We start from the raw sequence: 17,791 nt of genomic DNA, 5'->3' as shown, positions 1-17,791 counted from the left end.
TACTCACGCCCTTAACTTCAACACACACTTCTTTACTCGTCGCAGGTCAAAATCAAATTGCTCGGCATCTCTAATCACGCTATTGATGGTGCAGTCATCGAGGATGCCATTCGCCTTGCAGATACCGTAGATATCGCTCGGAGTGGTTTTGTCCACCACATAAAATCGCCGACCGATCCTCGAGTGCAGTTCGTTATACCCTCGTTTGTTATGTCTTAGCCCGCTATTCATACGCTTTTCAATGTAGTCGGTGCTGAGCATGACGATACCGCAATGCCCCTCGAGGTAATTATAAATGGTCACACAATAGAGCAAGATGCTATCGATCAGCTTGTCGGCTTCGTCGAGTATCAAGACTGGGTTATTTTTATTCCTAAGCACCTCAATCAAAAATTCAAGTCGGGCCCGCAAACCACTCTCCACACTCTTCTCACCGAGGGCGGATAGACAAGCATCCAAAAAATCAGAACGCTTCATATCTTCGCTACACAACACATATACGGCATTGGCATTGCGGGCAGAGTAATTGCGGGCAGTAGTGCTTTTACCTGCTCCAGCGTCAGCCACCAACCAAGTACAGCTTGATTTATCTTGTGAGTCCTTTATGACGGCACATATCTCCTGATATGCAGCAGTCTCCACCTCCACCCATCCATCGCTCTTGGTGCAGAGCTTAGCGTATAGGCTACTCCACATCTCATCCGATATCACCTCATCTCTATTGCCTCGGATAATGTCGCCAACGGTGGTGGTACCGATAGCGAGGTGGTTAGCGGCCTTTCGCTGTGAGCCTAGTCGGGACACCAGCTCTTTAAGTTTAGTTCTAATAAGTTCTTTATTCATAATTAGTAGTAATGTTTTTATATTATAATTTCTCGATTAGTTTTCCTTTCATTTCTTGATTGGTGAGTGGTCGTACATCGGACCAATCCATCTTACTCTCTACCTTCTTAATCACCGCCAGCGATGTGGTGGCATTCTTAAGCGAAATAGTAACATCATCCACTTTGGCAAGCTCTTGTGCAAGCTCCACAGCACGCTCATTGTCCGCTTTGGATGCCCCAAGCATACGGGGGTAGTTGCTCTTTTCATGCTGCTGATACTTGATATCTATGGCCTTTCCAATCGCATCTCTACGCACCCGCATCTCCTTATCCGCATCCAGTAGCTTTTTGGTCAGTTCATCATCCTTCGCGGTGCGGTCTTCTGCCGCCATAGCCACTTTAATGGCTGGGTGTAGATAACGCTCAAACCTCCACACATCGCCCTTATCCACTCGGTAGATGGCGATTTTCGTAAGGTCCAGAGGGTCATACTTCACGCCAAATTGTCGGCGGGTGTTGCTCATACGCCACTCGATATCAATTTCGCCATCGGGTGTATAGGCTTCGTAATAATACTCCTTATTATCCTCTGTGATGGTAAGCCCGCCCTGCAGGAAGGTGCTTTGCCTTGGTCGCTTCTCCCAGAATAGTTCCACATAATCTTCGGTGGTGAGCTCCATACGATCTGGATTGACCCGCTCTACTTTGTACAGCTGCTCACGAGTAAACTCGCCCTCTACCACTTGGCTATTCCACTGATGGATGCAGTTGGCGGTAAACTCCTTGAGGGTGTCGTAGGTGGGTAATTTGTCGAGATTAGCATTAATCCACTCAAGGTTGGCTGCGCTCAGCTCGCTCTTGGAGGTGATGTTGTACCCAGTAAAGTAGGGGTAATGCCTGAGGATGCTAGATTGGAATTGCCCAATGAGGCTTTCAGCTGGGTTGGCTTGCTTGCGGTAAGGGGTCTTGAATCGCACACCCACTTCGGTCATCTTCGAGAAAAATCCAACCCTGTCAAGCTTACGCTGTGAGCTCTGATTGTCCATCACCAGTTGGAAGGGCTTCACCCCTGCTACATCCATCGCCATCCGATACGCTTGGTACTGCGAACCGAAGGCACTCTCCTGACCCAAGGACCACCCAACGCAATAGCCTGTACAGACGTCGAATATCATGTAGATATCGGTGTGGACCCTTTTACCCTCTTTATTGAGGTAGTAGATATTGAACTTCGTGCCGTCTGCCGCCCACAGGGCATTGGCGTATCTAGGCTTTTCGAGTCCGATAAGCTGTGCACCATACTTAGCATTCGCAACGCTCTCGCCCACCTGCTGGCCGAGCCACAAGGGCTTAATCGCGGGATCTTTGAGATAATCACGGATGGTACTGACACTCTGGATAGTTTCCCATCCCTTTTCGATGGCAAATTGATTGTATGCCAAGAGGGCACTATCGAAGTCATGCACATACTCACGATTGCGCATCAGGGCAATGAGGTATTCACCTGCCTCTTGGGTGATCTTCGCCGTATTGCTGTTGCCAATTTTGCCACTGATCAAGCACGCGTATCCCTCTCGCTTATATTCGTTCACCTTCTTCTGTAGGCGGCTCATACTCTTAGGCAGGGTATGGGCGTAGTCCTGGCGTAGCTCCTCGCTATACTGGTGGAGCAATTTCCAAGTATTCGTGCGTCTGTTGTTGAGTTTATTAGTCATCTGCTGGAGCTCAGCTTGGCGGGCGATGATCGCATTCAGAACTCGGGCATTAAGTTCATATTCATCCGCGAAGTGATCCTCAAGACCAACCATTTGCCCACCCAACTCATATTGGAACTCATAATTGAAGTATATTTTTGCGTCAAAATCCTCTGGCAACCAAGCCAGCTCGCCTTTTGGCTGGAGGAGCTCGTGCGGATCACCATACCTCTCGATGATTGCCGCCTTGGCTTTTTTGGGCAGGGTATCGTAGTCAACGAGGGCAGTTACACCCTCACCGTACGCCTTGCGGGCATAGATCGCAGTTTTGCGTTGCAACCAACTCAGAAGAGTTCTGTAATTTACGATTGGCGGCTCGCCAGTCGTAAGGTCATCAAAACTCATACATATACGCCCCTGGTAATACTCCATAAACACTTATATTTGTAACTAGAACTTGTATTGTCTAATCTATTTTGATTGTAGTAATATGTATAATGGTAAATATGAAACTGTGATAGACCTAAGAATAGAAAGTGAGTATCACGCTGAATGTCTAGAAATAACCAAGCTCGCTAAAAAGCTTTGTGACTCCTGGGCATGTGCTGGTGTTAGATACTCAGAGCACAAATCTGCTAGAAAAGGAGATGTACTTCGTCGTGACCTGCTCATTTATCAGACTGCTTACGCTCATGAGACTATCATCTTTAGAGAGTCATTACAGTGTGCGTTGCTTAATTTTATCTTCAGTGGCAATGTAAAGTTCAGAGTTAGACTTACGACCCCGATAGACAATCAAATCAAATAGACCCTCGCTCTTTTCGGGCACCTCTTCAGCCAATATATCACTGACACGGGAGGTAATACCTGCTGTGTTAATTTCTCGTATTGCTTCATCGCAGAGGGATTTGATGTTTTGCAACTCTTCTAATAGATGCTCCTCGAGGTTTGCAGGTATCTCTTTTAGTCCTTGCTTCTCCAGCTTATTATCCCATAACTCCTGTTCCTCTTGGGGCAATAGCCCGCATGTGCCAATCATATTTTCCATATTGTTATCCTTTCTATATGTAGCTTCTTGGTAGTACTCCATATTCTTTCGCTACTTACTGCACATCAACTTTTCGAATGTACTTCTCTTGCAGGCGGGTGTATCGGTCCACACTGAGACCCTTCTGTCGCTCCTGCTCTTCGCCATCGACATATACAATGGTGAGGGCATTGCCTAGGTCGGTCTCTATCCGTAGGCGGCCGCCATAGGTCTGCACCATGCGACCAACAGGGTAGCTGGTCTCCAGCTTATCACTGCCCACCACTTCACCACCCATCTCGATGGCTGCGGTGCGGATCTTGGGGTACAACGCACTCTCTCCTCGATAATTTAAGGCACGCCAAATCGTAGTTCGGTTCACCTCAAAGAGCTGCATCAAGCGCTCGCGAATTTCGTTCGTAACAATAATCTGCTTCATATTCGGTATATTTGTAGCCATTCAACATTGTTTATCTGCAAACAAAGATACGCAAGATTTCTCAACTATGCAAGAAAACAAACAAATTAATTCGATTATTAAGCGAAATATCTTGAGCTACCTGGAGTACAAGGGTATTTCACAGTATCAATGCTATAAGGACACTGGCATTACCCGCGGTGTTCTTTCGCAAGACAATGGCATTAGTGAAGATAACCTGATGAGATTTCTCAACTATTATTGTGATGTCTCACCCGATTGGCTCTTAACAGGACAAGGCGATATGCTTCGCAAGGTGCCTGCCGTCGCTTCATTCGACTACTCTACACAACGAAATCAGCCAGAGGTGAAGACCATTGGTGATTTTAAGGTGGAGGAAAAGCAGATACAGCAGCAAAAGGTGCCTCTATACGAACTGGAGGCAACAGCAGGGCTTTTTGCACAAGGTGACATCAGCCAACACATCATTGACTACATCTCTATACCAAACGCACCGAGGTGTGATGGGGCAATTGTAGCACGAGGCGACAGCATGGCACCAACCGTCAAGAGCGGAGATATACTACTATATAAGGAGCACGACATTAATAATATAATGTATGGGCACATGTATATCGTCGATTTCGATATGGATGGCGACTCCATGATCGTGGTTAAGTATGTACAAAGGGTAGATGGAGAGGAGGGCAGAATCCTACTAACTTCGGAAAATGAGAGGTACCAACCGATGTATATATCATTGGAGCAAGTGAGGCACATCGCACTCGTAAAGGTATCCGTATCCTTTCATACCATAGCATAATACAAACGACTCGTACCTATGGAAATTCACAAAAACAGGCACAACAAAGCATATACAACTAATATACAGTATGTTAAGCCATTTATTCGAGAAAAAGTGTGTATTTTGTGGGGGTACTTAGTGGGTACCTTAAAACCATATTTCACCGGTTTACGTCTTCAAAAGGTGCATTTGTCCATATCCTACTTACACACTTTGTGCGCTCAACTGTCCACCCTACCGTCCACCCTACAATCCCATTTCGTTTTGATTTAACATTTCAAAATGTCCACCCTACTGTCCACCCTACTGTCCACCCAAGGGTAAAAATCACCGCTCGAGCATCCTCCGACCACCCCTCAAATCGCCAATAATCGGTGCTCAAAATTCGCCCAAACGACCACCATTCGACCACCCCTCGACCACAGACACAACAAAAGCGGAAAGCCAGCCCACAAGCCAGCTTTCCGCCCTTTTTACCCACAATTACGATGCTATTTCAATGCTCCAGCATCACCCGATTAACATTTACTCGACCATCCTTCGACCATCCACCCCCAAAATTAACCCAAAATCAACCAAAATAAACATTTCGTTTTCTCCATCACCTCTCCATCATTCCATCATAACCCACTATCATATAAACACATACGACCCCTAAACCCCTATATTATCCAAGTACGCTTCGTTCCCTCCCCCCTATATGTCTAGACGAAAACGTGGCTATAATTGGTCTTTGTACTTACAATTTGAAGCATTTTTTATTATGGTCTCAGTATTGATGTGTTTAAAGTGGGAGACTTTTGAGTTTTTGGTTGATCTACATGGCTCTTAAGTTGGGAGGCTTTAATAAATATCGTTCATTAAGTACCTAGGTTATAGACTTTTCATTGTGATTTTTGAGCTCAATCAGTTGTTTCTCATGTATAATGTGTCTGCCCGAATGATTTGTTTATGGCATGATACTCAAAAAAAGCTTTTCTGTTAGAGAAATTTCCTTAAGTTTGTGGTATATGTTTACACAATAATAATAGTAACGTGCAATTATTTATGGTTTCAAATAAAATTAAATCACTCGAAGCTGCAGTGAGTCTAATACAGGACAATGAGGTTATCGTACTTGGTCATGGGTCTGTCTCTCCAGGATGTGTTGTTGAAGAACTCGTTCGTCAGTCCGATCGTTTTAGGAATTTATCTATCTTTCATCTGATATTTATGGGGAAGCCTCTTCACATGGCTCCAGAGATGAAGGATCACTTTAGGGTTATTTCTCCATTTATGTCAGGTAAGGAGATGCGAGCTGCTATGAATGAAGGACGTGCTGATTTTATCCCATGTCACTTTAGTAGAGTTCCTGAGCTTTTTGAGAAAGGTAACTCGGTAGCTCCTGACTGGGCCGTGGTCCAGGTAACGCCTCCAGATGCTCAGGGGCGATATAGTTGTAGCTTGTCGACTGATTACACCTTGCCCGCCGCTAGATCTGCAAAAAAGGTGATGGCCATAGTTAATCCAACATTACCATATATAGGTGGAGATAACTTTTTGTTAGAGGATGAAATTGATGTCATTGTTGAGGATAGTACTCCAGCATACACTTTACCTAAGGTCGAGCCTAGTGATTTAGATCAAAAGATTGCTGCATATTGTGCTGATTTGATTCCGGATAGAGCCTGCTTGCAAATAGGTATCGGTGCATTACCTGATGCCGTACTTAGTCGTCTGTCTGGTAGGAAGGATCTTGGTGTCCATACAGAATTGCTAACTCCTGGCGTCCTAGATCTCTATAAGAGTGGAGCTATTACGGGTAAGTACAAGGCTGTACATCCAAATAAAATGGTAGCATCCTTTACTATTGGTGATAAGGCCTTATATGACTGGCTTGATGACAATGATGAATTTGAGCAATATCCTGTGGATTATGTCAATAACCCATACGTCATAGGTCAGAACCCCAATATGATTTCCATCAATTCATGTGTAGAGATAGACCTCTTTGGTCAAGTCTGTAGTGAAAAGATTGGTGGCAAGTTGTTTAGCGGATCAGGAGGTCAATTTGACTACGTTAGAGGTGTAAGGTTATCAAAAGGGGGCAAAAGTATTATCGCTACACAATCAACCGCTAAGGGAGGTACTGTGTCTCGTATTCAGTCACTCCTATCAAAGGGGAATGTGGTTACAACGATGAGGAATGATGTAGATTATATCGTTACTGAGTATGGGGTGGCAAAGCTTCTTGGGAATACAGAAGCTGAAAGAGCAAAGCAACTGATCAGCGTAGCACACCCTAATTTTAGAGAGGGGTTAGAGGAAGAAGCAAGAAAAATTTTTGGTAGAGAAATCTACTAAGAACGAGTCTTTTTGATACGATAAAGGAAAAGATATGGCTGAGAATAAACACAATCATTTTGCACTTTGTATAGGTCGTTCTTTTGGTAGTGGTGGCTTGAAACTCGCGATGTCACTTCAAGAGAGATTGGGGATAAAAGTGTATGAGAAAAATATTTTGGACAAAGCTGCCGAAGACGCTAATATCAGAAAAGCACTCTTTGAGAAAGCTGATGAGGAAAATAAATTTAATATGCCTATAGTATATGGTGCGGGATTAGGCATCCCTAATTCATTCTTCATATATACTAATAATTACTTGTCCAACGAGCACCTTTTTACAATGCAGGCGGAGACTATAGAGCGTTTAGCTGAGCAAGAGTCTGCAATTTTCGTCGGTAGATGTGCAGATTATGTCTTACGAGATCATCCGCAACTATTGTCTATTTTCGTGGCTGATACGCTTGAAAGTAGGGTCAAAAACGTTATGGAAAGATTATCTCTAGAGTCAGAAGATGAGGCTATATCTGAGATTGAAAAAGCGGATAAGAAGAGAAGGGAATATTATACATTCTATACATCAAGAAATTGGGGAGAGGCTTGTAATTATGATCTTTGTTTGAGACTAAGTGACATTGGCACAGATTATGCTGTTAATATCATAGTGGAGCTAATGAAACATAAAGGCTTTATCAAAGATAAATAATTATGAAGCGAGGAAATATGTTAGAAAAGAAAGATAAAGATATTTTATATAATAATAGAGATCAGACAAATCAATCAGATATTCAATTTGTTACAGAGAATCCCTTTAAGGACGATGAAGATAAGGGGAAGGATGAGTATGGAGAATTAATGAATAGCTCTAACTCAACCAGTAGTGATAGTTCTTCTGCAAAGCGAAGTGCCAAGAAGAAAAGTGATACGCCTACGCTGGACAAGTTTGGCACATGGCTTAATGAACAAGCTAAGGAGGATAAGCTAGATCCTATCTATGGTCGCGAAGATGAACTTCAGCGAATAGCCCAGATATTATCTAGAAAAAAGAAAAATAATCCTCTCTTACTGGGTGAGCCGGGGGTAGGGAAAACTGCAATTGTAGAAGCCTTAGCCCAGCGAATAGTACGCAATGAGGTCCCCATCTTTTTGCTCAATAAGAGGATTGTGGAGGTGGATCTTGGGAGTATTGTGGCTGGTTCGATGTATCGTGGACAGTTTGAGGAAAGAATGAAGGGTATGATTCAGGAGCTGAAGAGTCATCCAGATATTATCCTTTATATTGATGAGATACACACTATCATAGGTAGTGGGAATACTCAGGGTGGGTTAGATGCTGCCAATATTCTCAAGCCTGCACTTTCTAGAGGTGAGATACGCTGCATTGGAGCTACCACACTAGAGGAGTATCGTAAAACTATTGAGAAAGATGGGGCGATGGATCGCCGTTTTCAGAAAATAGTGGTGCCAGCTCCGGATAATAAGGAGACGTTGGCTATCCTTAAGAAGCTCCGCCCTCGATATGAGGAGCATCATCATGTGAAGTACTCGGAGGAAGCTCTCGAGGCTGCAGTGAAGCTATCGGATCAATATGTTACAGACCGCTTTTTCCCTGACAAAGCGATTGATGCTCTTGATGAGGCTGGAGCATATGCTTTTATGAAAGGTCAGAAGCCTGTTGACTTCTCTCAGTTTGACGCAGAGATTGAAGAGATGCGAGCATTGAAACTTAAGGCTGTTCAGGAGGGGGATTATGAAATGGCCTCAAAGTATAGAGATGAAGAGAAAGCTAGCATCCAGAAGCTAGAAGAATACAAAGAGGCTCTGGAGAGTGGTGAATCTATGACTGAGGATGTCATTGTGACAGTTGAGGATGTAGAGAGAGTAGTCTCATTATCTAGCGGGGTTCCTATTGAGTCTTTTACCAAAGATGACCTAGAAACACTTTCGAAACTAGGGGATAGACTTAGAGAAAAAGTGATTGGACAGGATCATGTCGTAGAGGCGGTAGCAAGTGCGATTCAGAGGAATAAAGTGGGCTTAAGGGATCCATCTAAGCCTATCGGGACATTCCTATTCTTGGGTTCTTCTGGTGTAGGTAAGACACATTTGTCTAAGAAATTGGCCAAAGAACTATTTGGTAGCGAAGATGCTATGATCCGAATTGATATGAGTGAATTTATGGAGAAGCATACTGTCTCTCGATTGGTTGGAGCTCCTCCTGGATATGTTGGATATGATGAAGGTGGCGAGCTGACAAAGAAGGTAAAGAGAAGACCTTACTCTGTTATTCTATTTGACGAGATAGAGAAGGCTCATGCAGATGTTCATAACCTTCTTTTGCAGCTATTAGACGATGGTGTCCTTACGGATAGTAATGGTGGCAAGGTAAACTTTAAGAATACTATCATCATTATGACCTCTAATGTGGGGACTAGGCAGTTGAATGAGTTTGGAACGGGTATTGGGTTCCGGGATTCTAAGACTGAAGATGTCTCTAAGTTGTCAGAGGAGGTAATACAGAAGATGCTGAAGAAGACCTTTGCTCCTGAGTTCCTTAATCGTATTGATAAGATAGTCACATTTAATGCTCTCTCTATTGCAGCTATCCGAAAAATCGTAGCTATTGAGCTAAAGGAGCTTGATATAAGGTTGAAAGAGCTGAAGCTTAATGTGACATACTCCGATAGGGCTATGGAATTCTTGGCTAAGAAAGGCTTCGATCCTAAGTATGGTGCTCGTCCTCTAAAGCGTGCTATTGCTACTTACGTTGAGGAGCTAATAACCCAAGGGTTGTTAGATGGTGATATTACTGAAGGTCACTCATATCATATAGACATTGATAATGACGATAATTCATCCAAACTGGTTATCAAAGAGCCTGAGTTAATTCAAGCAAGATAATCTATAGTTTTGAAAAAAAGATACCGATAAGTCATGAAGATTTATCGGTATCTTTTTTCTGTATTAGATATCTGTTTGTGACTTAATCAAGCCATATTACTAGATCATTGTCAGGTAAGCTGCTACTATGCAACGCTCCTTCAATAGTAGATAGTAATGGGGAGTATTTGGGAGCTGTCATATCAATTAATTGCTTTAGCTGTATCATGAGATCTCCGCTAGATGGGGTACTCTCCGAATTTTCTGAGTTATCTTCACTATAAGTAAGTCCAGTCTCGTCACCAGAGAGATGTCCCGCGTAAATATCCATTATAAGAGGAGTAAACTGAGGTACTAATTCTTTTATCATCATGGCTTGCGTATCATTCAGATTTCCAGGATAGCGTTTTTGAATGTAGCCAATTAAAAAGTTTGCCAACCCAGGTATTCCATCACGAATATGATTGTAGGAAAATTCCTCTAAGGTCATGCCATTAGTGATAGGGCCTTGTAGCTGAATCATATTACTTTTGATTTCTAACCGATCGTCATAGACCTCTATGACTCTATATGGACATGGGTAGGTGACGATAGATCCAGTCTCAATATCATATAGTAGTCCTTTAGAAAATCTGAGCGATACTATATCCTGAGCATGAAAGTGACCTGTGAAAATTGTTTTTATACCAGCATTGGAGAGGCGATGTGCAGTAAGTGGCCAGTTATCTACTAGATACTCTCGAGCCAAGTATGACTGCATTGGAAAGTGCTCTAGGATTCCGTGGTGCATCATAGTCAATACCTGTTTTCCCTCAGATATCGCTCGCTTCATTATCTTTTCAATCCACTTTAGTCTCTCCTCACTAATAGCACCACCCGTGTGAGGGTAATTTTCTTCAAGGTTATTGTCATATATGCACGAATCAATACCCAGTATCCAAATACCATTGAATGGTTCTGATACATAGCATAGGTCTGGTCCTTGTTCTATTAGGTTAGTGCCAGCGTAGCCATGATGGGCATAGATCTTCTTGAATTCATCAGGAGATGTTCGTTCGGCAGTGGTATAATGATCTCCAACATAATACCTAGAGTGGGGATTATTGATGTCGTGATTTCCAGGTACAACAAATGAGAGGGTTCCCACATCTTCTCTTAGTTGGTCAAGTTTTTTGCTTAAGAGGATATGATTGATTCTTTCACCATCTTTGGATAGATCTCCTGGCAGTAAGAGGAGGTCAGGCTTGATTGACCTTACTTCGTTAAGAAAATGGTCAAGGATAACTTCACTTTCTACCAAAAGCTTACGATCTGCATCAAGAACTTTTTGGAAAGATGATCCATTTTCTATTACCAGTTCATTTGACATCAGGTGTAGATCACTAGCTATGACTGCCTTTACTTTCATTTTTATTTATGAAATGTTGTACTTAAGAATTTTTTGTTTTCAAAGTTATGATAATAATATTACGACCTAATTATTATTGAGGTAAATTAAAGTGACTTCTGGGAACCTATATATAGTTTCATAGCTGTCTTAAATCAGACTTTCCTGATTTAAAACAGCTATAAAAGTCTGTATAATTAACGGTAGATAAAATGATTGATAATGATAGATTAATAGTAATCAAGATAATACATCTATTATATATGCTGAGAAAAATAATTATGGCAAAATATTTTTATGATATGTTGCAGTTATTAAAAACGCATATAATTGTACGTATTTCGAACATCTACTATAACATCTGGATTATCAATACTGAATCAGTCTTTCTTGCTCTTCCATATACCGTACAAAGCTATCAGCCCTATGATAACGAGTGCTGATATCCATATTATCTTTACAGCCATGCTTGAAATCCACACAACACCCTTTATAAGATAGGCGATAATAATTACAGCTAGGATAATCCCTATGGTCCAGAGTACTTTCTTAGTATTATTCATAATCAAAATATTTAATCAGTGATAACTTCTATATAGACAAATATAATATTTTAAACTCACAATAAATATCATTTCGGTTGAATTTTATATGCTTATCTATTACGATACGTACATTTAAGTCTGCTTATTGAGGTTACGAGGGTATAAAAAGTAATTATTTCCAATGGAAAAAAATCGCTATTTCTAGTGCCTGTATTTCGTCCTCTATTCTTGCTTTTACTTTGCTAGATTGTACTATACTTAACCGTCACTAAGAATTTATTAAGAAAAACGTGTATTATCTTACTAAAAAGCTAGATGATTTTGATTCCTAATACAATACACATACGATTTTAATTCCAGCAGGGGTTGTTTTAGTTTCTAATAAGTGGTAAGGAAGAGTAGATAGATTTATATTTTATATATTTGCTCTATTATTAATAATAAAATCGAAAAATCATACTTAATGGCACTCTATAAAATTGATCAAAGTGGTAATAAACTAGTAAGCATTAAGGAATCTCCGTTTAAGCTTGAAAAGGAGATTCAAAACTTAACTGAATTAAATTTAGACTTGCTTTTTGGACTTGATTTTGTCAAGTCGGAGTTTAGCTTAAATAACTTTAGACTTGATACTTTGGCTTATGATCATAATAGTAAATCATTCGTTATTATTGAATACAAAAGGGATAAAAACTTTAGTGTTATAGATCAAGGATATGCTTATCTTTCATTAATGCTTAATAATAAAGCTGATTTTATTCTTGAATACAATGAGAACTCAGCTGAAGTACTTAAGCGTGATGATGTCGATTGGTCACAATCAAGAGTGATCTTTATTTCTCCATCCTTTACAACTTATCAAAAAGAAGCTATTAATTTTAAGGACCTTCCGATAGAGCTTTTTGAAGTGAAAAGATATTCAAATGATATGATTATATACAATCGCATCAAGACGTCGGGTGCTAGCGAAAGCATTAAAACCATAAGTAGAGAAAATAAAGATATAGAAAAAGTTAATGAAGAAATCAGAACTTATACTGAAGAAGACCATTTAGTAAGAGCTTCTGAAAAAACGAAGGAGTTATATGAGACTTTTAGGACCCAAATATTGACTATTGGGGATCTAGAAGTTAAGCCCAAAAAGTTATATATCGCTTTTGTAGCAGACAAAAATGTAGTAGATATTCATATTCAGAAAAATGCTCTGAAGATGTGGGTGAATATTTCTCATAGCAAGCTAGACGATCCTAAGGGTATTGCTCGAGATGTTTCTAGTACAGGACACTGGGGTAATGGTGATTATGAAATTAAAGTAGACAATGATGAGGATATTGATTATATATTAAGCTTAATCAAGCAGTCCTATAAACATAACATGAGATAGTGCGTTTTACTCTTGCTTAGGAAAGCTATAAATGATATGATTTTCTGTTATTCTATAACTGGTGTTGTATTTTTAGATAACTACTTTTGTTATAAATATTTTGTTTTATAATAAGAAGATCTTAATTAGTAAAAGACTACCTGTATCTTGAATGAAATATTGGAGCGTATATGAAATTGTATAAGAGAGTATTGTTCGTAGTGCTATGCTTGCTCCCTTTGCTTAGCTATGCAGGGGAACAGAATAAGCAGACCTATGTGTATGCAACCCATGGTGCATCAGACGTTATGAAGATGGATATCTATTCAACTTCGTCAGCTGAAAAGCAGCCCTGTATAATATTCGTATTCGGTGGTGGGTTCAAAGATGGACGTAGGGACGCTGAAAAGTATCAGGATTTCTTTAATTATTTTGTAGATAAAGGTTTTGTGGTGGCCTCAATAGATTATCGCTTGGGTATGAAAGGAGAGAAAGCTCCTTCTATTTTCAATCAAAAGCCGATGATAAAATCCATTGAGTGGGCTGTAGAGGATCTATATAGAGCGACCAAGTACATTCTTGAAAATGCTAATGAAATGAATATTGATAGTGACCAAATCATTATTAGTGGTTCGAGTGCTGGTGCTATTACTGTCCTGCAAGCTGACTATGAGATGTGTAATGGATTTGAATCCGCTAAAATACTTCCTTCTGATTTTAAATACGCAGGAGTAATTTCCTTCTCTGGTAGTATATATAGTACTCAGGGGGCACTCAAGTATGAGATGGCTCCAGCTCCAACCCTTATGTTCCATGGTGATAAGGATAAGTTGGTCCCATATAATAGCATTAGATTTTTCAGAGTTGGGATGTTTGGCTCCAAATCTGTAGCAAAGCAATTCAAGACAAGTAACTATCCCTATCTATTTTATTCAATGGTGGACAATGGGCACGAGGTAGCAGAGTACCCAATGGTGGACAATGGGCACGAGGTAGCAGAGTACCCAATGGTGGACTTTTTGCCTGAGATATATCAGTTCATACAGGACTACATTTTTGGTAGGAAAAAGTTGCAGATAGATATAAACTACAGAGATATGAATCGGATTCCGAAAATGGTAGATAGTCCTAAAGATTTCTATAGCAAGTAACGTTCTTTTCCTCTTATAGGTGTGAATCGCTTTAGAATAAGGGGGATTGACTATAAATATTGAGGAGAGTGAGTACCAGTACTCACTCTCCTCTTATTTACTTTAAGGCTCAATCCAAATGGATTGGCACACATTACTCGTGACTACTATAATCACTCCAGCTCTTGATACTAATATCATCAAGTGAGATATTGCTGAACGCTGTGATGAAGGCTGATGCTAGTCTAGCATTCGTGATGACTGGTATATTAAGGTCAACCGCTGCTCTACGAAGCTTGTACCCATTAGTCAGTTCACCAGCAGTAAGGTTTTTATTAATATTTACTACAAAGTCAACGGCCTTATTATGAAGGAGGTCTAATGCTTGAGGCTGTTTCCCCTCCTGACTAGGCCAGTAGCATATCTCGCATGGGACCTTATTATAGTTCAGGAAGTTACATGTCCCCTCGGTGCCAAAGATCGTGTATCCATTCTTGTGTAGTAGCTTCGCAGCATCTAAGAGTGCTACTTTTTGCTTAGCACCCCCAGTTGACATTAATACCGCTTTCTGAGGTATCCTCTGTCCTACTGATAACATAGCCTGAAGGATAGCCTCGTCTGTACTGCTGCCAATACATCCAACTTCTCCTGTAGAGGTCATATCAACACCTAATACAGGGTCTGCTTTCTGAAGGCGTGAGAAGGAGAATTGTGAAGCTTTTATACCCACGTAATCGAGGTCAAAGGCACTCTTTTGTGGTGCCTCATACGGACGACCCAGCATGATCTTAGTCGCTAAGTCTATCATATTGTACTTTAAGACCTTACTGACGAATGGGAAAGATCTAGACGCACGAAGGTTACACTCAATAACCTTAATCGAATTCTCTTTTGCAATAAATTGAATATTGAAAGGTCCTGAGATATTTAGCGATTTAGCAATTTTGCGTGTGATACGTTTAATCCTTCGGATGGTCTCGATATATAATTTCTGTGCTGGGAATTGAATGGTCGCATCGCCAGAGTGAACCCCAGCATACTCGATGTGTTCGCTGATCGCGTAAGCGATAATTTCTCCCTTATCAGCTACAGCATCAAGTTCAATCTCCTTACCTTCTTCGATAAATTGAGAGACCACCACGGGATGCTTCTGAGATACATTAGCTGCCATCTGTAAGAAACGCTCCAGCTCTTCATCATTAGAGCAAACATTCATCGCAGCACCACTTAGAACGTATGAAGGGCGGACTAATACAGGATAGCCTACTTCGTTTACAAACTCTTGGACATCACTCAGTGATGTTAATTCTTTCCAAGCGGGCTGGTCTACCCCAATACTATCAAGCATGGCAGAGAACTTATGTCTGTCTTCGGCATTGTCAATATCCTTAGGCTGAGTCCCAAGTATTTTTGCTCCAACAGAATCCAACTTAATGGCCAGGTTATTAGGGATCTGTCCCCCTGTGGATAAGATGGTCCCCTTAGGTTGCTCTATATCCAATATATCCTGAACTCTCTCAAAAGTCAGTTCGTCGAAGTAGAGTCTATCTGAGAGGTCATAGTCTGTACTAACGGTCTCTGGGTTATAGTTTATCATAATAGACTTATAACCCTCTTCTCTGATAGTATTCAGTGCACTAACCCCGCACCAGTCAAACTCTACTGAGCTACCAATACGGTAAGCACCAGAGCCCAGTACGATGACGCTTTCTTCCTCATGATCAATTTCGATGTCATGCTTATTGCCATCGTAAGTTAGGTATAGGTAGTTAGTCGTTCCCTGATATTCACCTGCCATTGTGTCAATCTGTCGAATAACTGGCAAGATACCCAATGATTTTCTATATCTTCTAACCTCACTTTGGACATCCTCTAATGAAGTAGTGTCTTCATTCTTCGTTACGGCTCTAGCGATTTGGAAATCAGAGAACCCTTGACGTTTAGCTTTCTTGAGTAGGTCGCTCGGAATTTCATTCACCCCAGAAAGACTCTCAAGCTCCTCAGCTGTATCAACTATATTTCTTAGTTTATTGAGGAAGAATTTATCAATCTTGGTCAGTTCGTAAATCTGGTCAATTGTGTAACCCAATCTGAACGCTTTGCTGATAACAAATACGCGATTATCTGTTGGTTGTCTTAACGCCTTATCGACATCAGGGATGATGAGTTCTTTGTTCTCAACAAATCCGTGCATCCCTTGTCCTATCATTCGCAGTCCTTTCTGCAACACCTCTTCGATATTGCGACCGATAGACATGATCTCGCCGACAGACTTCATAGAGCTACCTAGTTCGCGTGAAACCCCATGGAATTTACTTAAGTCCCAGCGTGGAATCTTGCAGACCACATAATCAAGAGTAGGTTCATGGTAAGCTGTACCTACGGGGAGCATTGGATTTGGAATCTCGTGGAGTCCGTATCCCAAACCAATCTTCGCCGCTACAGCAGCTAGTGGATAGCCAGTAGCTTTGGATGCTAGAGCAGAAGAGCGGCTAAGACGAGCATTAATCTCAATGACTCTGTAGTCTTCACTCTCAGTATCTAGAGCAAACTGGATGTTACATTCTCCTACGATACCTATATGACGTGCAATCGAGATGGCTATGTTTCTGAGTTTAGTGGCCTCAGACTTTGTTAATGTCTGAGCTGGAGCTATTACGATACTCTCGCCTGTATGGATGCCGAGAGGGTCGAAGTTCTCCATGCTACAGATCGTAATACAGTTATCATACTTATCCCTTACCACCTCAAATTCTATTTCTTTCCAGCCTTTGAGACTTTTCTCAATCAAGACTTGAGGCGAGAAGGAAAAGGCTTTTTCTGCAATCTCATTAAGCTCCTCTTCATTGTCTGCAAAGCCACTACCCAAACCCCCAAGAGCATAGGCTGCACGTACTATGACAGGGTAACCGAGTTCCTTAGCAGATTTTCGAGCCTCCTCAATATTTTCTACAGCGTTACTCTGGATAGTATTGACATTGATTTCATCAAGCTTTTTGATAAAAATATCGCGATCCTCAGAAGCCATGATGGCATCCACAGGAGTCCCTAATACCTCAATATTGTATTTCTTTAGGATGCCAGTTCGATAAAGTTCTACACCACAGTTCAAGGCTGTTTGCCCACCGAAAGCGAGTAAGATGCCATCAGGGTGTTCCTTCTGTATCACTCTCTCAATGAAGTAAGGCGTTACGGGTAGGAAATATACCTGGTTAGCTACATTCGCAGAGGTCTGGACTGTGGCGATGTTGGGATTAACTAATACGGTTTCAATTCCTTCTTCACGAAGAGCTTTGAGGGCCTGAGAACCTGAGTAATCAAATTCTCCTGCTTCCCCGATCTTAAGTGCTCCTGAACCAAGTACTAATACCTTGTTATATTTTTTCATATTCTGTG

14 protein-coding genes are annotated in these 17,791 nt (G+C 41.2%); 6 read left to right on the top strand and 8 right to left on the bottom strand.

The features are described 5' to 3' along the window. Nucleotides 1–3: 3 nt before the first annotated feature. The 4 genes from QYZ87_01100 to QYZ87_01085 all read right to left on the bottom strand — a co-directional run bounded on the left by QYZ87_01100 (nt 4) and on the right by QYZ87_01085 (nt 4,005). The gene (locus QYZ87_01100) at nt 4–843 is read right to left on the bottom strand and encodes an ATP-binding protein (protein ID MDN4753135.1); all 840 of its coding nucleotides are present in this window, start codon (nt 841–843) and stop codon (nt 4–6) included. A gap of 22 nt (nt 844–865) precedes the next feature. Further along, a complete protein-coding gene (locus QYZ87_01095) occupies nt 866–2,950 on the bottom strand; it encodes a hypothetical protein (GenBank protein MDN4753134.1) in 2,085 nt (694 codons plus the stop codon). 286 nt (nt 2,951–3,236) lie between these two features. After that, nucleotides 3,237–3,608, bottom strand: a complete 372-nt coding sequence (locus QYZ87_01090) for a hypothetical protein (GenBank protein MDN4753133.1) — start codon at nt 3,606–3,608, stop codon at nt 3,237–3,239. A 13-nt stretch (nt 3,609–3,621) separates the two neighbouring features. Further along, entirely contained in the window at nt 3,622–4,005 is a 384-nt protein-coding gene (locus QYZ87_01085; GenBank protein ID MDN4753132.1) for a hypothetical protein, read from the bottom strand. A gap of 46 nt (nt 4,006–4,051) precedes the next feature. Between QYZ87_01085 and QYZ87_01080 the strand changes: the two genes are divergently transcribed. After that, nucleotides 4,052–4,786, top strand: coding sequence for a S24 family peptidase (locus QYZ87_01080; GenBank protein ID MDN4753131.1), 735 nt, complete (start codon nt 4,052–4,054; stop codon nt 4,784–4,786). A gap of 259 nt (nt 4,787–5,045) precedes the next feature. On the opposite strand, the gene QYZ87_01075 is transcribed toward QYZ87_01080, so the two are convergent. Continuing rightward, nucleotides 5,046–5,249: a hypothetical protein gene (locus QYZ87_01075; GenBank protein MDN4753130.1), complete on the bottom strand. Its 204-nt coding sequence runs from the start codon at nt 5,247–5,249 to the stop codon at nt 5,046–5,048. Between the two features lie 566 nt (nt 5,250–5,815). Here QYZ87_01075 and QYZ87_01070 point away from each other — a divergent pair. Genes QYZ87_01070 through QYZ87_01060 form a run of 3 tightly spaced genes read left to right on the top strand, consistent with a single transcriptional unit; the run spans nt 5,816 to nt 9,991 of the window. Next, entirely contained in the window at nt 5,816–7,111 is a 1,296-nt protein-coding gene (locus tag QYZ87_01070) for an acetyl-CoA hydrolase/transferase C-terminal domain-containing protein (protein MDN4753129.1), read from the top strand. A 34-nt stretch (nt 7,112–7,145) separates the two neighbouring features. After that, on the top strand, nt 7,146–7,796 hold the full coding sequence (locus QYZ87_01065; GenBank protein MDN4753128.1) for a cytidylate kinase-like family protein: 651 nt from the start codon (nt 7,146–7,148) through the stop codon (nt 7,794–7,796). A 2-nt stretch (nt 7,797–7,798) separates the two neighbouring features. Beyond that, nucleotides 7,799–9,991, top strand: coding sequence for an ATP-dependent Clp protease ATP-binding subunit (locus QYZ87_01060; protein MDN4753127.1), 2,193 nt, complete (start codon nt 7,799–7,801; stop codon nt 9,989–9,991). Nucleotides 9,992–10,073: 82 nt separating this feature from the next. On the opposite strand, the gene QYZ87_01055 is transcribed toward QYZ87_01060, so the two are convergent. Together QYZ87_01055 and QYZ87_01050 are read right to left on the bottom strand one after the other, a co-directional pair. Beyond that, a complete protein-coding gene (locus tag QYZ87_01055; GenBank protein MDN4753126.1) occupies nt 10,074–11,378 on the bottom strand; it encodes a metallophosphoesterase in 1,305 nt (434 codons plus the stop codon). 359 nt (nt 11,379–11,737) lie between these two features. Next, nucleotides 11,738–11,920: a hypothetical protein gene (locus tag QYZ87_01050; GenBank protein ID MDN4753125.1), complete on the bottom strand. Its 183-nt coding sequence runs from the start codon at nt 11,918–11,920 to the stop codon at nt 11,738–11,740. A 445-nt stretch (nt 11,921–12,365) separates the two neighbouring features. On the opposite strand from QYZ87_01050, the gene QYZ87_01045 reads away from it, so the two are divergent. Both QYZ87_01045 and QYZ87_01040 read left to right on the top strand, forming a co-directional pair. Beyond that, the gene (locus tag QYZ87_01045; GenBank protein MDN4753124.1) at nt 12,366–13,286 is read left to right on the top strand and encodes a DUF5655 domain-containing protein; all 921 of its coding nucleotides are present in this window, start codon (nt 12,366–12,368) and stop codon (nt 13,284–13,286) included. A gap of 170 nt (nt 13,287–13,456) precedes the next feature. Then, complete coding sequence (locus QYZ87_01040) at nt 13,457–14,416, top strand: alpha/beta hydrolase (GenBank protein ID MDN4753123.1); 960 nt, start codon at nt 13,457–13,459, stop codon at nt 14,414–14,416. Nucleotides 14,417–14,549: 133 nt separating this feature from the next. Here the strand turns inward: QYZ87_01040 and carB are convergent, their stop codons facing one another. Continuing rightward, complete coding sequence (gene carB / locus QYZ87_01035) at nt 14,550–17,783, bottom strand: carbamoyl-phosphate synthase (glutamine-hydrolyzing) large subunit (protein ID MDN4753122.1); 3,234 nt, start codon at nt 17,781–17,783, stop codon at nt 14,550–14,552. Nucleotides 17,784–17,791 lie beyond the last annotated feature (8 nt).

Source organism: Porphyromonadaceae bacterium W3.11, from assembly GCA_030434245.1.
GTDB lineage: Bacteria > Bacteroidota > Bacteroidia > Bacteroidales > Porphyromonadaceae > Porphyromonas_A.
Note: the sequence above shows the minus strand (reverse complement) of the source record. Positions and strands in the feature narration are given on the sequence as shown.